The organism is Acinetobacter sp. YH12144, from assembly GCF_013418345.1.
GTDB classification, from domain to species: Bacteria; Pseudomonadota; Gammaproteobacteria; order Pseudomonadales; family Moraxellaceae; genus Acinetobacter; species Acinetobacter amyesii.
This window is the reverse complement of record NZ_VPCD01000029.1, coordinates 1-24,416: the sequence shown is the minus strand read 5'-3', so window position 1 is coordinate 24,416 and position 24,416 is coordinate 1. Positions and strand designations below refer to the sequence as shown.

General features: G+C 38.6%; 22 protein-coding genes and 1 pseudogene. 6 read left to right on the top strand and 17 right to left on the bottom strand.

Going from position 1 to position 24,416, the window contains the following annotated elements:
* Positions 1–124: 124 nt before the first annotated feature.
* The 7 genes from FTU79_RS15300 to FTU79_RS15270 all read right to left on the bottom strand — a co-directional run bounded on the left by FTU79_RS15300 (position 125) and on the right by FTU79_RS15270 (position 9,935).
* Entirely contained in the window at positions 125–1,393 is a 1,269-nt protein-coding gene (locus FTU79_RS15300; protein ID WP_180051213.1) for a type VI immunity family protein, read from the bottom strand.
* Between the two features lie 159 nt (positions 1,394–1,552).
* Positions 1,553–2,419 (bottom strand): PoNe immunity protein domain-containing protein, encoded by an 867-nt coding sequence (locus FTU79_RS15295; protein ID WP_306669888.1) that lies wholly within the window; start codon positions 2,417–2,419, stop codon positions 1,553–1,555.
* Positions 2,420–2,457: 38 nt separating this feature from the next.
* Positions 2,458–3,438, bottom strand: coding sequence for a PoNe immunity protein domain-containing protein (locus FTU79_RS15290; protein ID WP_180010882.1), 981 nt, complete (start codon positions 3,436–3,438; stop codon positions 2,458–2,460).
* A 14-nt stretch (positions 3,439–3,452) separates the two neighbouring features.
* Positions 3,453–4,853: a hypothetical protein gene (locus tag FTU79_RS15285; RefSeq protein ID WP_180009471.1), complete on the bottom strand. Its 1,401-nt coding sequence runs from the start codon at positions 4,851–4,853 to the stop codon at positions 3,453–3,455.
* On the bottom strand, positions 4,853–7,744 hold the full coding sequence (locus FTU79_RS15280) for a type VI secretion system Vgr family protein (protein ID WP_180009472.1): 2,892 nt from the start codon (positions 7,742–7,744) through the stop codon (positions 4,853–4,855). The genes FTU79_RS15285 and FTU79_RS15280 overlap by 1 nt, the downstream gene beginning before the upstream one ends.
* 689 nt (positions 7,745–8,433) lie before the next feature.
* On the bottom strand, positions 8,434–8,997 hold the full coding sequence (locus FTU79_RS15275) for a TetR/AcrR family transcriptional regulator (RefSeq protein ID WP_168379321.1): 564 nt from the start codon (positions 8,995–8,997) through the stop codon (positions 8,434–8,436).
* 302 nt (positions 8,998–9,299) lie between these two features.
* On the bottom strand, positions 9,300–9,935 hold the full coding sequence (locus tag FTU79_RS15270) for a cation transporter (protein ID WP_180009473.1): 636 nt from the start codon (positions 9,933–9,935) through the stop codon (positions 9,300–9,302).
* Positions 9,936–10,011: 76 nt separating this feature from the next.
* Between FTU79_RS15270 and FTU79_RS15265 the strand changes: the two genes are divergently transcribed.
* The 3 genes from FTU79_RS15265 (at position 10,012) to FTU79_RS15255 (ending at position 12,167) form a co-directional block, all read left to right on the top strand.
* On the top strand, positions 10,012–10,428 hold the full coding sequence (locus tag FTU79_RS15265; RefSeq protein WP_168379319.1) for a Cd(II)/Pb(II)-responsive transcriptional regulator: 417 nt from the start codon (positions 10,012–10,014) through the stop codon (positions 10,426–10,428).
* An 80-nt stretch (positions 10,429–10,508) separates the two neighbouring features.
* A complete protein-coding gene (yegQ, locus tag FTU79_RS15260; RefSeq protein ID WP_180010889.1) occupies positions 10,509–11,903 on the top strand; it encodes a tRNA 5-hydroxyuridine modification protein YegQ in 1,395 nt (464 codons plus the stop codon).
* A 9-nt stretch (positions 11,904–11,912) separates the two neighbouring features.
* Complete coding sequence (locus FTU79_RS15255) at positions 11,913–12,167, top strand: YfhL family 4Fe-4S dicluster ferredoxin (RefSeq protein WP_168379317.1); 255 nt, start codon at positions 11,913–11,915, stop codon at positions 12,165–12,167.
* A gap of 286 nt (positions 12,168–12,453) precedes the next feature.
* On the opposite strand, the gene ahpF is transcribed toward FTU79_RS15255, so the two are convergent.
* Positions 12,454–14,019, bottom strand: a complete 1,566-nt coding sequence (gene ahpF, locus FTU79_RS15250) for an alkyl hydroperoxide reductase subunit F (protein WP_180009476.1) — start codon at positions 14,017–14,019, stop codon at positions 12,454–12,456.
* 433 nt (positions 14,020–14,452) lie between these two features.
* Between ahpF and FTU79_RS16630 the strand changes: the two genes are divergently transcribed.
* A complete protein-coding gene (locus tag FTU79_RS16630; RefSeq protein ID WP_257222656.1) occupies positions 14,453–14,611 on the top strand; it encodes a hypothetical protein in 159 nt (52 codons plus the stop codon).
* Between the two features lie 48 nt (positions 14,612–14,659).
* Positions 14,660–15,064 carry a DsbA family protein gene (locus FTU79_RS15245; protein WP_257222706.1) on the top strand — a complete coding sequence of 135 codons (405 nt, stop codon included), beginning with the start codon at positions 14,660–14,662 and terminating at the stop codon, positions 15,062–15,064.
* A gap of 85 nt (positions 15,065–15,149) precedes the next feature.
* Here the strand turns inward: FTU79_RS15245 and FTU79_RS15240 are convergent, their stop codons facing one another.
* Genes FTU79_RS15240 through FTU79_RS15230 form a run of 3 tightly spaced genes read right to left on the bottom strand, consistent with a single transcriptional unit; the run spans position 15,150 to position 18,050 of the window.
* Positions 15,150–16,070, bottom strand: coding sequence for a hypothetical protein (locus FTU79_RS15240; protein ID WP_180009481.1), 921 nt, complete (start codon positions 16,068–16,070; stop codon positions 15,150–15,152).
* Positions 16,071–16,111: 41 nt separating this feature from the next.
* Positions 16,112–17,242, bottom strand: coding sequence for a toxic anion resistance protein (locus FTU79_RS15235; RefSeq protein WP_111885756.1), 1,131 nt, complete (start codon positions 17,240–17,242; stop codon positions 16,112–16,114).
* A gap of 16 nt (positions 17,243–17,258) precedes the next feature.
* Positions 17,259–18,050: a tellurium resistance protein gene (locus FTU79_RS15230; RefSeq protein WP_180051210.1), complete on the bottom strand. Its 792-nt coding sequence runs from the start codon at positions 18,048–18,050 to the stop codon at positions 17,259–17,261.
* Between the two features lie 327 nt (positions 18,051–18,377).
* Here FTU79_RS15230 and FTU79_RS15225 point away from each other — a divergent pair, with 327 nt between their 5' ends.
* Entirely contained in the window at positions 18,378–18,866 is a 489-nt protein-coding gene (locus FTU79_RS15225) for a TIGR00645 family protein (RefSeq protein WP_078189122.1), read from the top strand.
* Between the two features lie 62 nt (positions 18,867–18,928).
* Here FTU79_RS15225 and FTU79_RS15220 read toward each other — a convergent pair whose 3' ends face one another.
* From FTU79_RS15220 to FTU79_RS15195, 6 genes and pseudogenes are all read right to left on the bottom strand, one after another.
* Positions 18,929–19,633 carry a Crp/Fnr family transcriptional regulator gene (locus FTU79_RS15220; protein ID WP_180051207.1) on the bottom strand — a complete coding sequence of 235 codons (705 nt, stop codon included), beginning with the start codon at positions 19,631–19,633 and terminating at the stop codon, positions 18,929–18,931.
* A 117-nt stretch (positions 19,634–19,750) separates the two neighbouring features.
* The gene (locus FTU79_RS15215; protein ID WP_180051204.1) at positions 19,751–20,713 is read right to left on the bottom strand and encodes a TauD/TfdA family dioxygenase; all 963 of its coding nucleotides are present in this window, start codon (positions 20,711–20,713) and stop codon (positions 19,751–19,753) included.
* 246 nt (positions 20,714–20,959) lie between these two features.
* Positions 20,960–21,364, bottom strand: a complete 405-nt coding sequence (rnk, locus tag FTU79_RS15210; RefSeq protein WP_180051201.1) for a nucleoside diphosphate kinase regulator — start codon at positions 21,362–21,364, stop codon at positions 20,960–20,962.
* A gap of 160 nt (positions 21,365–21,524) precedes the next feature.
* Entirely contained in the window at positions 21,525–22,778 is a 1,254-nt protein-coding gene (gene glyA / locus FTU79_RS15205; RefSeq protein ID WP_180035998.1) for a serine hydroxymethyltransferase, read from the bottom strand.
* Between the two features lie 156 nt (positions 22,779–22,934).
* Positions 22,935–24,158 carry a lipase family protein gene (locus FTU79_RS15200; protein WP_180051198.1) on the bottom strand — a complete coding sequence of 408 codons (1,224 nt, stop codon included), beginning with the start codon at positions 24,156–24,158 and terminating at the stop codon, positions 22,935–22,937.
* Between the two features lie 146 nt (positions 24,159–24,304).
* Positions 24,305–24,416: pseudogene (locus tag FTU79_RS15195) on the bottom strand (IS982 family transposase); the annotation flags it as partial.

Sequence of the window (24,416 nt, the reverse complement as noted above, 5' to 3'; positions counted from 1 at the left end):
ACTGAGGATCAGAAAGCTTGTTTGAATCGATGTATTTCATCCGCAGATTATGCACGAATGCTAAGAAATCCGGAGTGCAAATATTAACCAAAAAGAAGATCGTTTTTTGATTTATGAAAGAGATCTATTCTTCATCATCAAACTGCCAGTACACATCACCCCAATCACTTTCAAAATCAGGGAATATATCACCTTGTTTAAAATATTGACGTGAGTTTTCTTTAGCAAAAGTATACCAATATCCTGCGTGAGGACATGGGCTACCGGCAATAACAATATCTATTCTTTCTGGTTCTTGAACTTCAACTTTCACTCGTTTTAATTCAGGCCAAGTGCTGTCTTCATCAAATCGTGCAATCCATTGCTTTGAACTTACGGCATCAAAACGTGGATTTGGATCATCTGACCACGCATCTAAAGTGGTCAGTTTTAAGTTATCACAACGTATCGGTTTAATTAGTTCATTTGCCATCACCAATAAATCAGGAACACCTTCTTCAACTGGATAAAGTGAAAGCTCTCCCAAACGTATCCATAAGCTGTATTTTGTTGAATCTTCTAGGTCTATAATTTTAGTAATTTCAATTCGTGGATCATCCAGTTTTTCACGAATTTGTTCTTCACTCAAGCCTAGTTTCTCTAGCCAGTAGGGAGAAAGTAAAAAGCACCATGTTGGGGTACGAATACCGCCACCTAAACCATCCCGATCTTCTGCAATAAACATATTTTCATGAGAAAACTCCATACCAGGATGATCAATATCGAGCCCGTAAAAATAATCCGTGAAAGTCCGTTCAACTGTTTCAAATTCAGGAGAAACAAATGCAAATTGACTTGTGTTTCCAATTTCATATCCACTATATGCTTGAATTGGGTTAAGCATTTCTAGACATTTTTGAACAAATGAGTACCAAATATCTTTATTGGATCTATACCATTGATCACCAAAAGTTAATTTTAGACTAGAATAGCGCTCACTAGAGTCTCTAATCTTTGCACTTAAAGCCCAACGTGGACTTTGATCTTGAGATTGTGCAGATGTTGCACCTAAATAGTAAATGAAATATTTTTTATAAATTTTTGCCATTTCAGCTGATATTTCTTCACGACTTCTAATCCATGAAATTGCCTTTTTCCAAACTTCAGTATCACATCGAAATCTTAAATGAAATGGCTTATCAATTATTTCGAATTCAAATTTCTCATAAATATCAATTACTTTTATCAAAAATTCTTGCGCATTTGTTTTTTTTTGATCAATATAAAATGTAATATAAGGGCAAACTCCGAACTCTTTTTTTTCTTCCCCATAAATTATTGATGTATCAAGAGGAATATCTCGAACTAATTCTTCTATTTCCTCATCATTTAAATAAACTTGTGCTGTGCTCATAAAATATTCTTTTAATTAATACTTCTTTTTTTAGAGATCCAATATTATCAAGTCCCGAAGGCATAAATTACTCTTCACCATCAAACTGCCAATACACATCGCCCCAATCACTTTCAAAATCAGGAAAAACATCTCCCAAGTTAAAGTATTGACGTGAGTTCACTTTAGCAACTGTAAACCAATAACCCTGTTGAGGACATTTTTCCCCAGCTTTAATTGAAAATTTATTACTGAAGTTTTGAGCTTGAATTTGTGATAAAATTCAACCAAATCTTTAGGGTAATATAAGTATTCATGTAAGACAGTATCATTCTCTATCTCTAACAGAATAACAGCGCACGCTGCTTCAAAAGCCCAGTATCCATAATAGCCACCTTCTGATTTATGAGTATCATGCCAAGGCGCACCTGATAAATCTTTGTACCAATTCTTTAAAAACTTACGGACAAAAGCTAAAGAAATTTCATTATCTTGATTTGAAAAGGCTTCACATAATAATAAGTAAGGTTTTGGTACTAATACTGTTGAACAATCATATCTATTTTCATCTGAAAAAGATAAATACTCTTCAATTAGCCAATCTTGAGCAACATTTTCTCTCATTTCTCCGTCAATTAATTTCGCAACTCTAGGTAGCAAATCCTTTCGGTGGAGTAAATAACACAAACTGATTAACCAAATACATGGACAATAGCCATCAATAGTAAATAATTCAAAAACTGGTAAGTTTATATTTTTATGATAACTTCTTAATTTACTTCCATATTGCTCATAATAGTCAATAACTATTTCAATTTGGCTTCTAATAAAAGGTAAACTATTGCCAGCTGTATATTCCAATATAAGCAGATTTAAATAGTCCTCTGCTACGATAGCATAAGAGTATACCCATCTTTCTTCTATTGAATCACCAACACCTGTAGGATTTACTTTAAAAGTTTCAATAGTGTTCAGAGTTTCCGCCTTTAATGTTTCATACATTTGAGGTGTAAGAAATTGTTGTCTTTTTATATTAACTAAATCCATTTTATGCCCAAAAACTGCCCCGAAGGGCATATTTTCACTTATTCTTCACCGTCAAACTGCCAATATACATCCCCCCAATCACTTTCAAAATCAGGGAATATTTCCCCTTGTTTAAAGTATTTACGAGTGTTTTCCTTGGCTACACTGAACCAATAACCTGATTGAGGACATTTTTTACCTGCTTGAATTGATACTTTTTGATATTTAGTTAGGAGGTCAATTTCAGCACTACTAGGTTTAAATGTACGATAGAACTCTATTAAGTCTTTAGGATAATAGAGGTATTCATGAAATTCTTTATCATTTTCTATTTCTAATAGAATAACAGCACAAGCTGCTTCAAAAGCCCAATATCCATAATATCCACCCTCTGATTTATGGGTATCATGCCATGGAGCTCCAGATAAATCTTTATACCATTTTTTTAAAAATTTGTTTAAATGCTTGAATGAAACTTTATTATCTTGGGTCACAAATGCATTGGATAACTCAAAATAAGGATTTGAAAAAAGGACATCTGAACAATCAAAACGGTTATCGTCATTAAAAGCCAAAAATTCCTCTACAATCCAATCTTTCCCTCCATTTTCTTGATCCTCTCCATCAACAAGGTTAGCTACCAACGGTAGTAAATCAGTTCTTTTTAATAAATAACAAAGGCTGATAATCCATATATATACACAATAGTCATCTAAAATTTCGATGTCAAAAACACTAAAATTATTATTTTTATAATAGGCTCTTTGTTTTATAGAGAGTTCCTTGAATAATTCAATTACTTTATCAAATTCTAAGCGTAAATACTCAATCGGTTTACCAGCAGTATAGTCCAAAATAAGCAAATCAAACTGATATCTAGACGCTATCGAATAAGAGTCTATCCATCCTGCTTCGATATCATCATCATCATTTGATTCACTTAAAAAACTTTCTATGGCGCTGACAAGCTCACTCCTTGTAGATTGATAGTAACTTTCATCTAAAAATTGTTGTCTACGATTAAACTTAAATTCCATCATAAATAAATTTCCAATTATTTATTATTAACAACGATACTAATGTCTTTATCAGTCCAAACCTTTGTAGCTGTATGAATAGAATGTTCTTTATCAGTTACTGTTTGTTTAGATAAGAATTTAATTAATGCAACAGCATGTTCTACTACCTGCAATCCACTAAAAAAAATAACATATCTTTCATATCTTCTTTTTTTCAATATTATTGGAGCTAGCTTAATTCCTACTGATTTAACAAGACGATTTGTTATCCAATGATGGCTCATTTGAACTACTTTTCCACTAGAATCTCTATATTTTTCGCCACCTAAAGTTAGATTACGATTAGTTGAACTAGTGTTAGTACGGTTTCTAGAAGTTCTGCCAGATCTTTGTTGTTGTTGAGGTATTGATTTATCAATACCATTTTTATCATTAGCATCACCTAATAAATCTCTAAGTGAAGCAGCAGGATTTTGGCTACATTTAGCCTCAATAATTGCATATGGTTTTGCGTCATTATTATTTTTCTTCCAAACTCCATCTATACCACGCCCTCTACTTTTAATAGAAAATAGATTTACCATTTCCCCATTATCATTCAATTTATGAGAGTTTTTCGTTCCTATCTTATCATGTGTTGAAGTTCCCCAGCCTTTAATTTCTTGGCAATAGTAATCTGCCATATGCTCACCTAGAATACCTTTAAATTTATTAGATAAATTAGTTATAGCTGTTTGGCCTATTGACGAATTATTGGTACTGTTAGATTTGCCCTGATTTGTATTGTTTGCTTTTTGTCCACCATTTGCTGGAGAATTTGGCTTATTTGTTTGGTTCTTAGAATTTTTATTTGCATCTGCTGAAGTTTTTCTACTTTTTATTAGCCAGCCATCAACTTCCTTTTTAAATTCTTGTAATTGTTTACCTAAATTTTTTCGAATCTGATCAACATTTTTACGAGCTTCAGGGCTTAGCTGATTTAATACTTTAGGGTTTGTCAGTATCTTATCCAAATTTTTTTGTAATGCATTTAGATCTAGACACTTACGTATCAATTGCTCAGGATCACCTTTCCCTAGTTTTCGGATACCATCTAAAATACTATCCATTGGTAAAGCGCCTTTTTTGACACTTTTTAATGACATTTTGACAGCATCCCCACCACCTGGAACTAAGCCAATTAATGCTGTAATAAGATCAAACCATCCAGCAGGGCTAGCTGGATTTGCAGATAAAATGATAATCGCTTTAATAATATCTCTCGCGTCTACCAATTGACCTAAAACAGGTACACACCCAATTACCGTCTCCGCTAAAATTGCCCAACCACCAGTACTTTCACCTTTAAAGAAAGTCATAGTGTCTTTTTTTAAACTTTGTAGCCATCCACCGGGAACAGAATCTACAGAACGTTTATATTTAGCGACAGAGCCCATTATTTCGCTCCATTCTGTAAGTTATTTGTAAGTTTTTGATATGCTTCTTCATCTAATAGTGACCAAATATCATCGTCAATAGTGTCTGTATCTTCAATTTCTGCATCTAGGTCATCGGGAATGTCTTTTTTAAACTCTGACGGATCTTCCCCATAATAAATTTCAGATTTTCCTTTAGGTACATTTTCTAATTTAGCGTACCCTTTATCATCTAAAGTACCTTCTCTGTAACTTCCATCTTCAAAAAAGACTTTAAAAGGAGCCCCTTTAACTGGTGATAAATCATCATAATGGTAGTTCAATTCCATCCAATTTTGCATTTCACCTAATAATGGTAAAGTAATATTTTTTGGTTGAGCCGTACTTCCACCTGTAAATAAATGCTGCCCGGCCTTAACCTCAAACTTTCCACCCGTGGTAGGGAATATGCCAGAACCATTAATCTTGAGCTGTGATCCGCCTCCAGTCAGGATTATTTCTTTAGGACTGGTGATATAAACTACATCTTCCGTGGAAATAATTTGAATACCTTTTCGGGCAATCAGATCTGCCCCATCTCCTTGGGCTTGGATTTCAACTTTGCCTTTGCCTGCATAAGCTCGTAAGCCTTCTTGTGCTGCAAATAGACTGATCTTGCTTTGTGCATGGGCAATTAAGGATTTTTGACTGCTGAGGTTGATGCTATCCCCTGCACTTTGGCTGATCTGTCCATCTGCTGAAAGATGAACATCTTCCTGACTACTTACAGCAATTGAGTTTGGTGCAGATAAAATCATTAAGGCTTGTTTAAAGGCATCCGCCTTTTCTTTACTGCCTTTTTCGATTTGCCGAAGGAAGTTTTTTAAATTATCCAAGACTTCAAGTGGGTCAGTTTGTTGATTTTTCGCCACTTCACTTAAGGCTTTACTGCTGTTTAAGTTGGCTTCGATTTGTTCTTTCGCCGCTTGTGCGTCGAGGTGCATTGCCGCTGCTTGTTGTTGTGGGTGTGTGCTGACAAGTAGCCCCTGTCCTGCACGTACTGCGCCCCATTGGTCGGTTCTCAGTTCAAAGCCTTCACCTCGCCCTGCACTTTCTGCGGTTTCTTTGGGATGACTAAGGTTACCGAGGTTAAGCTGAGTGGCACCATGGGTACTTTGTAATTGTGTTGATATTTGTCCAGTCGTGTCATCAAAGCGCAGTTGTCCAAAGCCTTCCCCTTGGACTTCCTTACTTTTTATTCCAGCTAGTTTTTTGGTGTTTGGCAGTTTGCCTTTACCATCAAATTGGGTCGGACTGCGCTGTGCCTCATGTATACGCCCCACCACAAATGGTCGGTCGATGTTGCCGTCAAAGAAATCGATGACCACGATTTCATTAATGCGTGGCAAGAAGCGTGCGCCATAACCTTCACCTGCCCATGGTGTAAGCACATCGACCCATGCAGAATCTGTGTCATTGTCATTGCTGCCTGCACCGCCATCATGGCTGTGGTCATCTCCACGGGTAAATAAGAAACGAACTTTGATTCGTCCCCATTCATCGACATGTATTTCTTCACCACTTGGCCCGACAACTTTAGCGCGTTGCGGATGGGTGCTTGGACGGTGTTCGAGTGGATTATATGCAGGAACGGTCGAAATATTGCGGCGTTGTAATGTGAGCTGATTAGCCTGACGCTCGGCCTGTTCATGGATCGGTTTAATGTTCCACTGGCTCTGCTCAATCAGTTGATTGACTTGTTCGGTGAGGTCTTTGGGTAAGTTATTTTGGTTATAGAATTTCTTTTCTGTGATCAGGAATTGCTTGTCTGCACCACTGTGTTGATCGATTTCTGGGTGTTCATTCAATTCAAACCAATAACCCACTTGTGTATCACGCACAGTCGATTGCGCATTGAATTTTTTCGATTGTAGCTCGTGATAGCGCGTTAGGTTTTGATTCAGTTTTTCAATCTGGCTGTTAGATGAAGCCGTAGCTTGATCTTCACCTTTTAAATCTTGCATCCATGCAGGGCTGATATGCCATGCTTGTTCCAAACTTAAACTGGCATTGTCTTGGCTTTGGCTATGCTGATGTTTGCTTTGAACTGAGCCTGCGCCTTCTTCTTGGCTCAGTCCATCGGCTTGCCAGCGCTGTACATGGACCGCAGTCGGTTGAATGCTACGTTCACCGATCAAGCTGGTGATGCTGTCTTGTTTTTCTGTGGCACTAGAGCGATGAAAGCGGATACTACGACGGCTGAGTGCTTGATATTGGCTATTGTCATCAATCAGGCGGAGTTTTTGTTTTTCAATTGGCGCTGAGGAATGCGGCACTTTCAACTGTGCTTCATCGATGAGCCAATTAATGCCTTCACTGCGCCAAAGTCGGGTTAAAAAGTCATAATCGCTTTCATTCGACTGCATGATGAAAGGTCGAACGTCATAGTTTTGGCCTAAACCGCTTAGATCTAGCGTTAGACTGGCAGCAAAAAGCGGACTTTTGCTTTGCCATTCTTTAAAGAGAGTTTCACTGACATCGCGAACAGATTTGTTCATAAACACACGGCTGTTCCTGCGTTTATGCCACAGCGATGTTGCATCTTCTAAAGTGAGTTTATACAGCGTGAGTGAACCGTCACTCTGGCCTTGGGTGGCTTCGGTAATAATACCGGCGGTACGGAAGAGTTCGCCCTGATCGGTCACTTGATCAACGGCAACCTGTGCGCCAATAAATTGTTTTAGTGGAATAAGTGCATTGGTGGATAGGCAAATCAAAGTCGCTTGTACGCCTTGGTTTAAGATATGCTCCCCATCAATACGTTGAATAAAAAGCTCTTCATTCAACGCAGGGTTGGAAAATTGCACATGAATGGCACGTTTTTGGGCGGATAGACCCAATTGTTCTAATACAGCAAATATTTTGCCTAACATAATAAAAATTCTAAATTGTAATCATGGAAATAATTTTGCTGCTAGTTTAGTCAAATTCATCAATAAACTTAATGCTTAAAACCATAGAAGATGTTTCGTTATGTAAAATCCACGATTCAAAAATTCACTTAAAAATAAAAAGCGGAGAACCCACTCACTAATTACTTCTTGCATATAAAATATTCACCAAATGGTCTTAGACCATGTACTTGCACCCAACGAACAGCGTCATGCACGCAACTGTAAAAATAGTTTTATCGTCTAATTAACATCGAGCTTAATGATCAATTTTTTAATATTATCTTTAAAAATAGTGGATTAATTTAAACTTAAGCTAGATTAAAAAACACACAAACCTTTCTTTCCTGTCTTGTAATTCACCTAAGATCCCCTATAATTCAAAAAAACAGACAAGTCTGTCTATTTTGCTGCAAAAACCGAATGAATTTAGCATTCAGAGGGTAAAAATATAAATGAGAGAAAACGTATAAAACGTTCGAAAATCAAATCATTGACTTAAGCTAACAAAGTGAATGATTTGAACGCACAATTGTCAGCAAAGCGCGATTACCCCAAATAATCGCGCTTTTTATTTTCTTAGAATCTTAAGTCATGTGAAAAAATTGATTGTTAATCAATACAAATAAGTCGTCGCTAGATTTAAAACCTAAATGCCTACAAACAAATTTTTAAGCAGCCAATTCCAAACGAATTAAGGTTTCAACTCGCTTCCAATAATCTGCTAAATGCACTTGGTTGGGGTCAATTTGGGCTTGGATGGTCATGCCATCCAAAATACTACTCAGAAATGCAGCTAGTTGTTCAGTTTGCTGAATGCCCAGATTTTGTAAGGCAGTACTTAGTTTTGATTTGAGCCAATCTTTATAATCGATCGCAGGTTGTAATGACGAAGGATAAACTTTAGATATTTCTTCTACTGCTTTTTGAAACATACAACCATTGAAATCTGCAGTATGAAACCAAGCATCGTACCAAGCAAAAATGGTTTTAATATGCGAAAGATGGTCTTCTGGATCACATTCTGCAATAGCAGCTTCAAGTGATTCCTGTAAATTAAGATTTCGAATCACGAGACATTCTTCAATTAATTTGGCTTTAGAGGGGAAATATTTATAAAACGTCATTTTAGCAACGCCCGATTCCCCAATAATTCGATCTATACCAATCGAGTTATAGCTATAAGAATTGAAGAGTTGGAGCGCAACGTTAATGATGTCTTGCTTTTTCGACATTTAATTTACCTGATGCACCAATGGGGCCTAAACATAAAGCTTTCAAGGTAGAAAACCTAATTTTTAAACATGATTTTCGCGCGCTATTGTAAAGCATAACTTAATTGGAGTCTGTAGATAAAACCTCAGCACCCTATTAAATACAGTCTGATTTCAGATGATTTATCGAATTAGCAGTCAGGAAAATTTCGTATAAAACTGACTGCTATTTTAATTTCAACTAGCGATTTAACGACTATTCATCTGCGTTAAAAACATGGATAAAATGAATGCCATTAACGGTGGATTTAAGAGTAAGTATTTTAAGAGCAAGGGGTACTCAGAATATCTTTTTGCTTACGCTCTTGCAGTGCTTTTCGAATCACCTGATAACCACCCGTTAAACCTAAGATCGCCATGATTGCGGCCACGATCAAATCTGGCCATAGACTGCCTGTACCAAACACCCCGACTGCAGCCAAGATCACTGCGACATTACCAATCGCATCATTACGGCTACATAGCCAAACGGATTGCATATTGGAGTCACCTTCACGGAAGGCATATAAGACGTATGCACAGATGACATTAGCGACTAAGGCCAGAATACCAATCACACCCATGGTGATTGGTTCAGGAGCGATCCCATTGGCATAGGCATAGAGCACTTTGGCAATCACAACGATCCCAAACGCTGCCATGACAAAACCTTTCACCAAGGCAACTGTTGCACGCCAATATAAACTGGCGCCAAGCACGGCTAATGAAACCCCATAATTTACAGCATCACCAAAGAAATCCAGCGAGTCCGCCCAAAGCGCAGAAGAATGTGCATAAGCCCCACCAATCAGCTCCACCAAAAACATCATGGCGTTAATGATTAAGGCAATCCAAAGTGCGATACGAAATTTACTGTTGGGTTTGTTTGGTGCTGGCTCATGACTACATGTACATGCCATAAATGTGCTCCAATTTTAAAATCAATGGATTTGTATTACTCTTATTCAAAACTATGGACTCACTCCAAGGTCAAGCATGAACGTACAAAAACATTATTTGATTAAAGAATTGTCCACCAAATCTGGGGTAAGCATTGACAGTATTCGCTTTTATGAAAAGAAAAAACTGCTGAAACCTAGCTTCCGCGCAGACAACAATTATCGCTATTATGATGAAGAAATGTACAAACGTTTGGTTTTTATTAAGCGCTGTCGAAACCTCGATATTTCTCTCACCGAGATTCAAACCCTGCTTGAACTTGAGCAATCCCCTACGCAAAGCTGTCATGCTGTGAATGAATTAATTGACAATCACATTCGTCAAGTTTCTGAAAAAATTAAAGAATTAGAAAATTTTAAAATACAGTTAAGTAAGCTCCGTGCTAGCTGTAATGAAACCAGTCAAATTAATGATTGCCAAATTTTAAAACATTTGGAAAACGGAATATCTTGAAAACCCAACTAAAATACTTGGTTGAATCCTTTTTTTAGATCACTACAATAAAGCCATAAATTTTTTATGCCTTTATTGACATGACGATTCAACACGTAACCGAACTCCTCTCACCTGCTGGCTCTTTAAAAAATATGCGCTACGCTTTTGCTTATGGCGCAGATGCCGTGTATGCAGGTCAGCCGCGATATAGCTTACGTGTGCGCAATAATGCTTTCGACCATGACAATTTAAAAATTGGCATTGAAGAAGCTCATGCCTTAGGGAAAAAGTTTTATGTGGTGGTAAACATCCAACCGCATAACTCAAAACTGAAAAATTTCATCCGTGACCTTGAACCTGTGGTTGCCATGAATCCTGATGCACTGATCATGTCTGACCCTGGTCTAATCATGATGGTGCGTGAACATTTTCCAGAAGTGTCCATTCATTTGTCTGTCCAAGCCAATGCGGTGAACTGGGCAACGGTTAAATTTTGGAAAAATATGGGACTGACACGTGTCATTCTGTCACGTGAATTATCAATCGAAGAAATTGAAGAAATTAAACACAATGTACCTGATATGGAAATTGAAGTTTTCGTACATGGTGCATTATGTATGGCTTACTCCGGTCGTTGCTTACTTTCTGGCTATATGAATAAACGTGATGCAAACCAAGGTGCATGTACCAATGCATGCCGATGGGATTATAAAATTCACGATGCAGTTGAAGATGAAACTGGTGATGTTATTCCAGTCACACAAATTAAAGAATCATCATGCTGCAATAATAAAAATGCCGATGAGCAACACGCCCTAGAACAACACCAATTCGGCGAGCCGGTTTTATTACAACGCAATGAAGAAGACATGTTTGCTGCCGAAGAAGATGAACATGGCACTTATTTCATGAACTCGAAAGACTTGCGTGCTGTACAGCATGTTGACCGTTTAACCAAAATGGGCATTCATTCTTTAAAAATTGAAGGCCGTACCAAGTCTTATTTCTACTGTGCGCGTACCGCTCAAATTTATCGTAAAGCCATCGATGATGCCCTTTCTGGTAAACCATTTGACCCTGCTCTCATGTCTCAGCTTGAAGGTCTTGCGAACCGTGGTTATACCGAAGGTTTTCTACGCCGCCATGTACATAGTGAATATCAAAACTATGAAACCGGCTCTTCACGTTTTGATCATCAACAGTTTGTAGGTGAAGTCTTAGAACGCAATGGTGACTCTCTTAAAATCGAAGTGAAAAACCGTTTTGTTGTAGGTGATTCTTTAGAACTGATGACCACTTCAGGCAACATCACCTTCGTTTTAACTGAAATGAAAGATAAAAAAGGTAATCTAATCGACGATGCCAAAGGTTCAGGTCATATCGTGGATATTCCTGTACCTGCCGATGTGGATATGCGATACGCCTTACTGATTCGTAACTTACCCAATTCGACAGTGGATATTTCGGCTTCAACTTTAGCTTATCAGGCTTGAGTTTACTTTATGGCTTTGTTGATTACAGACAAATGCATCAATTGTGACATGTGTCTACCTGAATGTCCCAATGATGCCATTTATGAAGGCTCAAAGATTTATGAAATCGATGTCGCACGTTGTACTGAATGCGTCGGTTTCTATGCGCACCAAACTTGTGTTTCAGTTTGTCCGATTGAGTGCATTGTGCCTCATCCTGAATACATGGAGACAGATGAGCAGTTAATGGAGAAGTTTAAAGGTTTGAATTTATTTAAATCTTAAATTCGTGATGTGATTGGTATATTAATTGCATACTCCGCTTTATATTTCATAGAGAAACAACCTTGGGGAAAGTATAAAAATAAGGTTGTAAAACAAAAATAGCTGGGCAACGAATAGGATTCAAAATGTGTGGGGACATTTTTGAATCCTAATTTTGCAGACAAAAAAAGGAACTCCGGTGTTAGCATCCAAAGTTCCTGTAAAACGAGAATATTAAGAAAAATAATATTCAAATGACAACATTCAGCGCGGCCAGCGTGTTTCTCGAAACACACTGGCCTTTCTTTTATTGACCCGAACGGATGATGTAATCAAAAGCAGACAATGAAGCTTTCGCGCCTTCACCTGTTGCAATGATGATTTGTTTGTACGGTACTGTTGTACAGTCACCTGCAGCAAATACACCTTTCACATTGGTTTCGTTACGCTCGTTAATTACGATCTCACCACGGTTTGAAAGTTCAACCGCTGTTTCTTTTAAGAAATCAGTATTTGGTAACAAACCGATTTGTACAAAGATACCTGCCAATTCAATCGTTTTGATTTCATCTGTTGCACGGTCTTTGTAGTTCAGTGCAGTCACTTGTGAACCATCACCAACTACTTCTGTAGACAATGCATTCATGATCACAGTCGTATTCGGCAAGCTGTTTAACTTGTCTTGAAGCACTTGGTCAGCACGAAGCTTGGTATCAAACTCAACAAGCGTTACATGTTCAACAATACCTGCAAGGTCGATCGCTGCTTCAACGCCAGAGTTACCACCACCGATCACTGCAACACGTTTGCCTTTGAACAATGGACCGTCACAGTGTGGGCAGTAAGCTACACCACGAGTACGGTATTCTTGCTCACCTGGAACATTCATCTCTCTCCAGCGTGCACCTGTTGAAAGAATCACTGTTTTAGATTCAAGTTTTGCACCATTCTCTAAAGTCACTTCAACTAAGCCATTAGCTGTTTGGTCAGCACCTTTGATGTCAGATACACGTTGCAAGTTCATAATGTCCACACCGTACTCACGTACATGTGCTTCCATTTCAGCAGCAAACTTAGGACCTTGAGTCTTTTGAATCGACGTGAAGTTTTCAATGTCCATCGTATCCATGACCTGACCGCCCATGCGTTCAGCCACGATACCTGTTTTAATGCCTTTACGTGCTGCATAGATTGCAGAAGTATTCCCCGCAGGGCCGCCACCAATCACAAGAACATCAAAGGCTTCTTTGGCATTTAACTTTTCAGCATCTTTTGCGGCAGAGTTGGTGTCTAATTTAGCAATGATTTCTTCCAAGGTCATACGACCTTGACCAATGTGCTCACCGTCTTGGAATACCATTGGTACAGCCATGATTTTGCGTTCTTCGACTTCGTCTTGGAAGAATGCACCATCAATCATGGTTGCAGTTGTACCTGGGTTATAGATCGCAATTAGGTTCAAGGCTTGAACCACGTCAGGACAGTTATGGCAGCTGAGTGATACGAACACATCAAAGTCAGTTTTAAGACCTAAACCTTTAATGGTATTCAGTACTTCGTCAGAAACTTTCGGTGCATAACCAGAGGTTTGTAACAATGCCAAAATCAAAGAAGTGAATTCGTGGCCCATCGGTAGACCTGCGAAGAATACACGTGGTGTTTCACCTGCTTTTGCAATACCAAAGCTTGGCGCACGGCTGTTGTTACCGTCAAAACGTGCAGTCACTAAATCAGATAAGGCAGCAACTTCGGTCACCAATTCTTTAATTTTGTCTGATTTGTCAGTGCCGTTTAAAGTCGCGACGATTTCAATCGGGCCTTCAAGGCGTTCAAGTAAGGTTTTTAATTGAGCAGAAGTATTTTGATCTAACATTGCTAACGTCTCCAGAGGAGTAAATTTATTTGATGAGAGAATGATAGAACAAACCATTAAATAGGTGAAACGGTTTGTTTTTATAAAATTAATCGGTTTTACAAATCAAATGATTAAATTTCTTTCTAAATCATAAATATATGGGCCTATATTAACATTAAAATGATTTATTTCGTACATATATATCGTGATAAATCCCTCATTTTTTTCTTTTTTATTGAAATCACACCAAGCCTGCGCAAGACCCACTTACGTCCTGATTAATTACAAAATCTTTATAAAGCTTTAAGTTTCATTTCAGCAAGACGGCATTAAATCAAATGAAATATCAGGTGATTTGACTGCTTTTGAGTTCCATCAATAAAGCCACAATCAATCCCTTGCATCAATCAGCCATCGATCTACAAGTATAAAATCAACAGTGAGCAGAATAATGAAAATTGAATTTGTCTTTGATATTGTTTATCCCATGAGTTATGTCGCATTTCAAAAGTTAAAACAAAACTGGAATGAACATACCGCAACCCGTGTAGAGCTATTGCCGATTCAACGCGTTCCTGAAATTCCTGAACAAGGCTTAGATGTGCTGTAGTATTTAACCAATAAGTATGGCGCAAGTGCAGCAAATCGAAAACTCGAAATGACAAAGTTTGCCGCTTATAGCGAAGATGTGATTGTCAATATTGAGCACATGAAACGTATGCCAAACAGTCAACTGGCTCATCAAGGTATTTTGGCCTTGGACAATATTCTGGATCAATATGCCCTGACTCAAGCCTTATTATTCCATGCATTATTTGCACACGGTCAAAATATTGCTGATATTCAGGTTTTAAAAAGCATCATTGAAGGCATTGGTTTAGATGGCTCAAAAGTACTGCGCTCAATTCAACATAAAGATATTGCAGACCGTCAGCATGAAATTACACAATATGTAAAATCAAAGGGACAGCACCCCATTCCTTTTTACCTTGTGGATGGCGAAGTGAATGATCAGACTTTTTCTACACAGGAACTTCGACAACTGTTTCATCGCGCAAGTTAATCTACCCAAGATCAAAAATCCCCATACAATGTGATGGGGATTTTTATTCTGAGCAATGCAATGATCTAAAAAGAAAATAGGCCTGTTAATGAAGTCCCTGCTCAATTCGATTAATCCGTGATTTGAAATGCTGAGATAGTAGATACAAAATTAAGCTCAAAACCAGCGTGAGTACCATCACGGCGATCAACACCCAACGTACAACAACTTCTACTACATTGGCTTGCTGAACTTGTTTTTCCACGCTTTGCGCCATCGGTGTCATGGTTTTATCAAATAGCTGATTTTGCATTGCCCAGAGCTGTTCAGGCTGAAAACCGTATTCACGGAATTTTGCTGGATTTTGTTGCTCGGCATTGATTAAGGATTGCACCAAAGGAATTGCTGTCGCACGATCTACAGGCTTATGCATCAAAGCAGCTTGTGCAAGTAAATAGGCTTGCACGGGTTTTGCCAATTGTGCATCTTCCATCTCGAAAGCCAGCTGGCTTTCTTGAATATTTTTTTCATAATGTACCAATTTTTGATCTGCTGCACGGTCATCATGATTAAGGTCATATTGCACATAAGTTAAGCCTGACCAAAGCACGATAAACGATAAAATCCAGCCGACAAATTTCAATACAAAAGATTGGAATCGAATTCTAAAAAATTGAAATTTCTTTAGAAATCCAACCAAGAAAAATGCGCCAATAAATGAAACGATAAGTTTGAGAAATAACCAACCAATAAAGGATAAAAAATTTGAAAAATAGTCGGAGGACTCACCGAGTTGATATGCCAAATCACCTGCACTAACAGGGATATGCAGTTGCTGTACGCTAGAACTTAGGCCAAAAAAGCTATAGACCATATCATGCTGAATAAACAGCATCACAGCCGAAACGATCAGCACAGAAACACTGGTTAAAGTCAATAACGTCAAATTGCGTTGACGCTTCTTAATGGTTTGAAGCCCTGTTTCCAGTTGCTGCGGATTTAGCGCATATTCATCAATGGGAGGCAAAGACATACTCCTTCAGATTATATTTTCACCTCCCTCACCGTTTATGAAGAAGGGTTTGAACCACTCGATTCAATTACTAAATGATTCAAATTATTTTGTAAGGCACGAATACGTGTCGTCGCTTCTTCACGCTTTTGTACACCTTCTTTCTGAATTTGAATCACATCATTAACGGTTTTAATGAGGGTATTTTGCACATGTTCAAGTGTTTCGATATCAATCACTGAACGCTGATTGGCTTTTGCTGTATCGACAGAATTTTGATGCAACAAATCTGCATTGCGTTTTAACAGGTCATTGGTCGCATCATCAATGCTATTTGCCAATTGCACGCTGTTCTTTTGTTCTTGCAATGAAATCGCCAAACTAATTTGGTTTTTCCATGCAGGTAATGTGATGTTTTTGATTGCATAAAACTTATCGACCAACATCAAATTGTTGGATTGAATAATGCGAATCATCGGCAAGGTCTGCATCGCAGACTGTTGCAAGATCTGTAAATCACTCACACGTTTTTCAAGATTATTTGCCAAATGATTGAGGTCATAGATTTTTTGCGTAGTGGTTTGATCTTGAACTTGAGTGGTTAAGCTTGCAATTTCCTGTTGAATTTCTTGCTCTTTCAACTTACCTGCGGCGATATACACCCCTAATTGTTTATATTCGTCTTGTACGCCTTCAAACATTTTATCTAAGGTATTTACACGCGCTTTTAAGCCATTTTGCGAAGTTTCAATTTCTTTGACCAAAGCATCAATTTGCTCTTTGGTGGTATTAAAGTGCTGATCAAAACTTTGCTTGGCACCTTTAAATTTACTCAGTAACCCACCAAAAAATCCTGAGCTTTTAGATTTATTTAAAATGCTCGTAGTGTTTAGCTGCTGTGCGACTTGTACCACCTGATTGAGCTTTTGACCTGTCGCATCTAGATCTTTATTTTGCACCAAATTTAATAATTCATCGGTATAGGTCGACGTCTTGGTGGCAATGTTTTTACCATATTCAGCAACACTATTATGACTTAAATCTGCCAATTCCTTACGTGCAGCTTCGACTTCGTGAAAATCGGAAGTTTGTAAGCCAATTTCCTGCAAATTGAGTTGCTGAAACTTTTCTTCAGTCAATTCTTTGCTAACTTCAACGGGTAAATTTTTGGCATCTAAATCGGTCATAACCCACCTTATATTTCTAAGACTTAGAGGAATTCTCTAATGATTTTTTTAAAGTTTTAATCAAATTTTCACGGCTATTATCAAGCTTTTCCAATGAACTTGTCGAGTTACTTTGACGACTTTGTTTCACATGATATTGCCATGCTGGAATCAACACCTGCTGAGCTTCCTTATATCGATCTAATAATCCAAAAGAAAGCTGCTGAGAAAGCTGCATTTGTGTAATTGCAATATCATTACTGGCTTGTAAGGTTTGCAAGGTATTCACCTTTTTCGATAAACGTTCTGCAAAGTTGTCAAGCGGATGCTGATTTTTCACAAACTGTGGGTATTCCACCAAAAACTCTTCAGCCGCGACGATATAACGCGCCATTTGCTCACGTAAACCCTGCAATTGATTAAAACGTGCTTGAGACTTTTGAATTTCTAACTGTAACTTTTGGCTCAGATGATTTGCCCGATCAAGTAATTGATCTAGATTTTTATAATATTCAACTTGTCCTGAACCATATTCCAAATCGATGCCTAACCATTTTTGCAGGGCATTAAATTTGCGTGTCTTTAAATATTTTTTTGAATTGGCTAAGGCTTGAATCAGCTGCTCAATGGTTTGACTAAGTTGTTTCGTCAACTGAGGGTCAACACCGTCTAGCAGCACCGACTGTGCTTGAATTAATTGATCGGCATAATGATTTAGACGATATTGATCGGTCAGTAATGGCACAAGGTCATTCCGCTTAATCGAAAGCACTTCCGCCCGATCTACCGTAATATCCTTTAACGGCACCAATACATCAATTTGTGACATAGCCAATTAAACTCAATAAAATCATTTTTATACTACAAGTTTTGCCATAAAAGTCTTGTAGTATTTTGCAAAAAATACATCTATTTCATCAGTCAAATTTCGCCATCAAATTCAACCGTTGCCTATAGATCCGCCAAAGCAGCCATACAGCATCATTTGAATGGATATGATGACCTAAACAGATGAATTCAAGCTTAAGATACCCAAAGATTCAATCTAGATTTAAATTAAACAACTGACTCTACATGAATTATTATCAAAATTATCGTAAAATTTAATCCATATACTTTAGAACCAAATATTAGATCAATAAATTTAGAGGCTTAAATGGAACGTTTTTTCCATAACACAATGTATGCAGCACGTTGGATTCTGGCTCCCGTGTACTTTGGATTATCCTTTGCACTGCTACTGCTCGCGATTAAATTTTTCCAAGAAGTCATTCATGTCCTTCCGCATATTTTAGAATATTCAGAAGCTGACCTGATTTTAGTCATCCTCTCTTTGGTCGATATGACTATGGTGGGCGGACTGATTGTAATGGTGATGTTTTCAGGCTATGAAAACTTTGTTTCGCAATTAAAAATTAATGAATCGACCAATCGCTTGAACTGGCTCGGCACCATGGATGCCAATTCATTAAAACTCAAAGTTGCAGCATCAATCGTGGCAATTTCTTCGATTCATTTATTACGTATTTTTATGGATGCGAAAAACATCCCTAATGACAAAATCATGTGGTACATCATCATGCATTTAACCTTTGTTTTTTCTGCTTTTATGATGGGATATTTGGATAAAATCAGTAAGCACTAATCTAAAAACAAGTCCAATGAAGCCATTTGCGATCATGGCTTCTCGTCAAATTTTAAATCTAGTTATTCATCTAGTTCACTCATTTGCCTTAAACGCTCAAGATCCAATATCACGATTTGTCCATAATTCCACGCGATTACTTGTGTTTGGACAAATTGCTGCAGATGTTTATTCAACGTTTGGCGTGAAATATTAAAAGACTCTGCAAATTCCTGCTGACTGAGTCTCAAAGGAATTTCCTGCCGACATCCATATTGCTCATAGAGTCGAATCAAATGTCTAGCAATACGCTGCTCTAGCGTTGCCGTTCGCAAATAACGATTATGCTCAAACATCAAATACATGCGTCGACTGAGAGATTGCACGACATTCCAAAGCGCCTTCGGATCACGCTGTAAAACTGCTAAAAACCTTGTTCCAGAAATGATTGCCACCTCGACGTGTGTCGCAGCAAAATAATCATAATTCAAAGGCTTTTGTTGTAAGAGTGCGACAAAATTAAATACCGACTGGCGACGAATATAATCATTGACAATCAATTCACCATTATTTTGCAACCAACCAATTTGTAGCGTACCTGAAAGCAAAATATAAATATCTTGCACGATTTGTTGTTGTTTTAAGATGTGCTGCTGCGCATGAAACCGTGAATATTTCACCTGTTGCACAAGCTGTTCTAAAGTCTGATCGCTAAAGCCCTGAAAGATGTCTTCATTACGTAAAATTTGCAACAAATGCTGTTGGGCGGTGTTCTTTTGATCGCTCACGTCTATAAAAAAATGCCTAAGATCTCATTGATCTTAGGCAAGTGCTTAAAAATGTAAAACCATTGTTTTTCGCATTATTTATCTGTTTTTATGCTGTTTTAAATGACGCTCTCATACTTAAGATGCTTTCTCATAAATACGGCCTGCTTCTGAACGCAAGTTTGAAATATCGGTGTTTTGAATATTTTTCAGTACAGTACTCGGCTGACCATTTACATCGACAGGTACATCACCCTCAATGGTGACACGTGAGGCGATACGTAGCTCATCGCCATAGTCATTGATGGCACGGTGCTGCGTCGCACGATTGTCCCAAATCGCAACATCACCTACCGCCCAGCGCCAACGCACAACATTTTCCCATTGCACGATTTGCTCTTGAAACAGTTCAAATAAACGACGTGACTGTGCCGGACTATATCCACTGAAGCGTTTAAAGAAGTGACCCAAAACCAAACTTTTTTCACCTGTTTCAGGATGTACACGCACCAAAGGATGCTCGGTTTCTACTTCTACCGCTGTACGGAATAAGTGGCGACCTTCTTCATTGTACTGACCTTTCGGTGTTGCATAGTCATAACTGTTGCTATGCACCGCGCGTAATTGTTCCGCCAACTTTTGTAGCTCCGGACTTAAATCTTCATAAGCCGTCACGGTATTGGCCCAAACTGTATCGCCACCATGTTCAGGTGCAACTACATTTCTTAAAATTGTGGCTTTAGGATAATTGGGCAAAAACGTAATATCGGTATGCCATGAATCTGCGCGCCCACCACGTGAGTCAATTGACAACGTATGTGCTGTACCATCTTTGAGTGGCACACTTGGATGATTCAACGGATTTCCTAAAAGTCGTGCAAAGGCTTCTTGTTCTAAATCGGTGAGATCTTGCTGCCCACGCACAAATAAAACTTTATATTTTAATAGTGCATGATTAAATTCATCGACCACGCTTTTGTCTAAACTTCCAGACAACTGAATGCCAGAAATTTCGGCACCAATACGACCGGTTACGGGTTTTACTTCAATATGCTGATATTGATAGTCCGGATTGTAATGATTCGATTCTAATTGTGTCATAGGGCTCTACCTTATTCTTCAAATTATTAAGCAACGATGGTGTTGTTGAAATACAGTGTGCCGACTTCGTGCCCATGACTCTGTCAATTCTTTGACAGTTTTCCCAAGTTAAACTGCTATGGTTGTAATGAAATCTGCTTAACAACATTTGCACATTTCATATCTAAAAATGCGATATCGAAAAATAAAAAAGCCATCGATATCGATGGCTTTGTGTGTAGATTTTATCTGTATAACGCAGCGGAATTATAAATAATCCCCTTCACGCTCTGGTTGATAGAGCACTTTAATGATTTTGACTTTCATGGTATGACCATCAGGCTGCGGCCATTCTATTTCCTGCCCTTCCGCCAAACCTAAAATGGCAGCGCCCACTGGAGCCAAAACATTGACTTGACCTTTATCGCCACGAAAATCATGTGGATAGACCAGTGTAATTTCGGTTGCTTCTGTCGCAGGTGCAATGTTAATGAGAACTTTGGCATTCATACTCACCACATTGGCAGGGACATCTTGTGGAGCAACCACGTCAGCGCGCGCCATCTCATCTTCCAAATGCTCCATCGTCGGCGTCAACTTAGACTGATGCTCCAACATGGTTTCTAAGCGATGTAAATCTTGTTCTGAAAGAATAATATTGGGTTTTTTCATATAAAGTTCCTTTGCGACCTTGCCAACAGATCTATAGCGATGGGCAAATTTTTTGTTATCTCTTATTCCGTTATATCAGAAATATAAATGTTTAGATAACTTTTGAATTTTTCTGATGACATAAAAAAAGCCCCCTTGAGGGGGCTTTCTCAAGTCAGACTTATTTTGCGTAAACTGGGAATTTAGCGCAAACAGCAGCAACTTTTTCTTTCACTGTAGCAATCACAGCTTCGTCACCTTTGCTGTCTAGAACGTCAGCGATCCAGCCTGCAAGGTCACGTACTTCAGCTTCACCAAAACCACGTGTTGTTACAGCAGGAGTACCGATACGGATACCAGAAGTCACGAATGGAGAACGTGGATCGTTTGGTACTGAGTTTTTGTTCACAGTAATGTGAGCAGCACCTAACCAAGCATCGGCATCTTTACCAGTAATGTCTTGTTTAATTAAAGATAATAAGAACAAATGGTTCTTAGTACCGCCAGAAACAACATCATAACCACGTTCGATTAGAACTTCAGCCATTGCTTGCGCATTCTTAACAACTTGTTGTTGGTAAGCTTTATATTCAGGCGCCATTGCTTCTTTGAAGCAGATCGCTTTAGCCGCTACAGCGTGAACTAAAGGACCACCTTGATTACCAGGGAATACAGCTGATTGTAATTTTTTCTCGATTTCTTCGTTTGCTTTCGCAAGAATTAAACCAGAACGTGGACCACGAAGTGTTTTATGTGTAGTCGTTGTAGTTACGTCAGCAATTTGTACTGGGCTTGGGTAAACACCAGCAGCAACAAGACCAGCTACGTGAGCCATATCTACGAATAAGTAAGCACCAACTTTGTCCGCGATATCTCGGAAACGTTGCCAATCAACAACTTGGCTATACGCAGAGAAACCAGCCACGATCATTTTTGGCTTATGTTCTTCAGCTAAACGTTCAACTTCTTCATAGTCGATTTCGCCAGTTTCTGGGTTCAAACCGTATTGAATTGCGTTGTAAGTTTTACCAGAGAAGCTAACTTTAGCACCGTGAGTCAAGTGACCACCGTGAGCCAAGCTCATACCTAAAACTGTATCGCCTGGGTTAAGTAGCGCAAGGTAAACTGCAGAGTTTGCTTGTGAACCAGCGTGTGGTTGAACGTTTGCATAATCTGCACCAAACAATTCTTTAGCACGGTCAATGGCCAATTGTTCGATCACGTCTACATACTCGCAACCGCCATAGTAGCGTTTACCAGGGTAGCCTTCTGCATATTTGTTAGTAAGTTTTGAACCTTGAGCTTCCATTACTGCAGGTGAACAGTAGTTTTCTGAAGCGATTAACTCAATGTGCGCTTCTTGGCGAGCATCTTCATTCGAGATCGCTTGAGCTAATTCAGGGTCAAATTGAGCAATAGAGGTGTTGGCAAACATTAGCGAGGTCCTATTAAATTAGGGCTTTTAAGCCGTGCTAAGATTGGCGCGTATTGTAGCATGAAGTTTTAGAAATGAGAGAGGGAAGTTTGTGCTGTTTTTAAATAAATAATGCCCATGTTGAATCTGCACGAGCATTATTTAAGTCAAATCAACTTATTGATTTGGCATGAGAGTCTCTACATCTTGCACAAAATTTGCCAGATTATCGGTATAAATACTAATATGATCTGCTGTCGCTTGCTCACGATAGTCAATTGATGTTCCCGGCTTAGCAAGGCTAATCATAAATTTAGTCGCATCTGCTGGAATGGTCTGATCGGCTTTACCTTGATAAATGATGATCGGCGTTTTCACCGCTGTCGTTAAAGGCTGTGAACCTTCACTCATAAATTTTTGGATTGGCTTTAAAGTTAAGAAATCAGAGTGCGTGCGTCCATAGTTATCCAAAGTCGTGTTCTGACTCGCATAACTGAGCATGTCATCTTGAATTAACTTGGTTAACTCGCCTGAACACACTGTTTCAGCCTGAGGTGCAATCGCAGCCAAATGTCCACTAAATACTTTTGAATAATCCACACTGTTTTTATGCCCTTGCATACCTGCAATAATCTGCGCAGTAAAACTGTCTAAAGGTGCATAAATCATACTTTGCACGGTTGCAGGTTTACCTACAGCTAACTTCTCGCCTGCGTCAAGAATGAGCGCAAGATTATTTGCAGGTGCTATGGCAATCGTTCCCTTATAATTTAAGTCAGCACGCGATGCGAATTCAGCTGCACCTAATACGGCTTGACCACCTTGAGAATGTCCGATCGAAAGCCAATCCTTCGACACCGTTTTACCTTGACTGGTTAAGTAACTTCGAGCAGCGACAACGGCATCGGTAATCGAAAAGGCTTCACTTTTTAGATTCAGATAAGGATGGTTTTCACGTCCACTAGGTTCACCTAATCCCTCATAATCGGGTGCCACAACGACATAACCCTTTACCAATAACATTTGCAATAAGTATTCAGTACCTTGCAAACCTTGTCGGCTCGGAGCGCATTTATCAGCCACACCTGTCGTTCCATGTGCCCAAGCCACAATTTTCCAACCACCTGCCGGAGCAACTGTTTTTGGGGTAAAGACTAAGGCTGTGGCTTGAACAACTTTGCCATCTACTCCTAGCATTTTATAGGTCATCAATCGGCTGTCTGCACTCACAGCAGGCATATTGTCTTGACTATAGGCAGTTGTAGTTACCACTGGATTTTTGATCTGATTGAGATCAGCGTTTGTTTCAGGATTACTAAATTGTTGGTCATTACTATCATTACCGCAGGCTGCTAAAAATAGCGCACTGCTGACAAAAACCGTTAAACGCAGCATTTTCATTCCATGATCCTTTTGTTTGTTGTTTTAAAGTCAATTTTTCATTGAAGATGAATCATTAAATACATGGAACAAACTTTTGTTCAAGCCTAATTTTCAAGCAATTGCTCTTATATTAATTTATCAAATTAATATAACCCGAATCCCGCTTAAGCCAATGATTCCATAATTTGAATTGTTGGTTTATTTTGATGATTAAGTTGATATGCACATAACGATGCGTAAATCCCACTCAGAAATCCATGAATACTACGAGCTTTA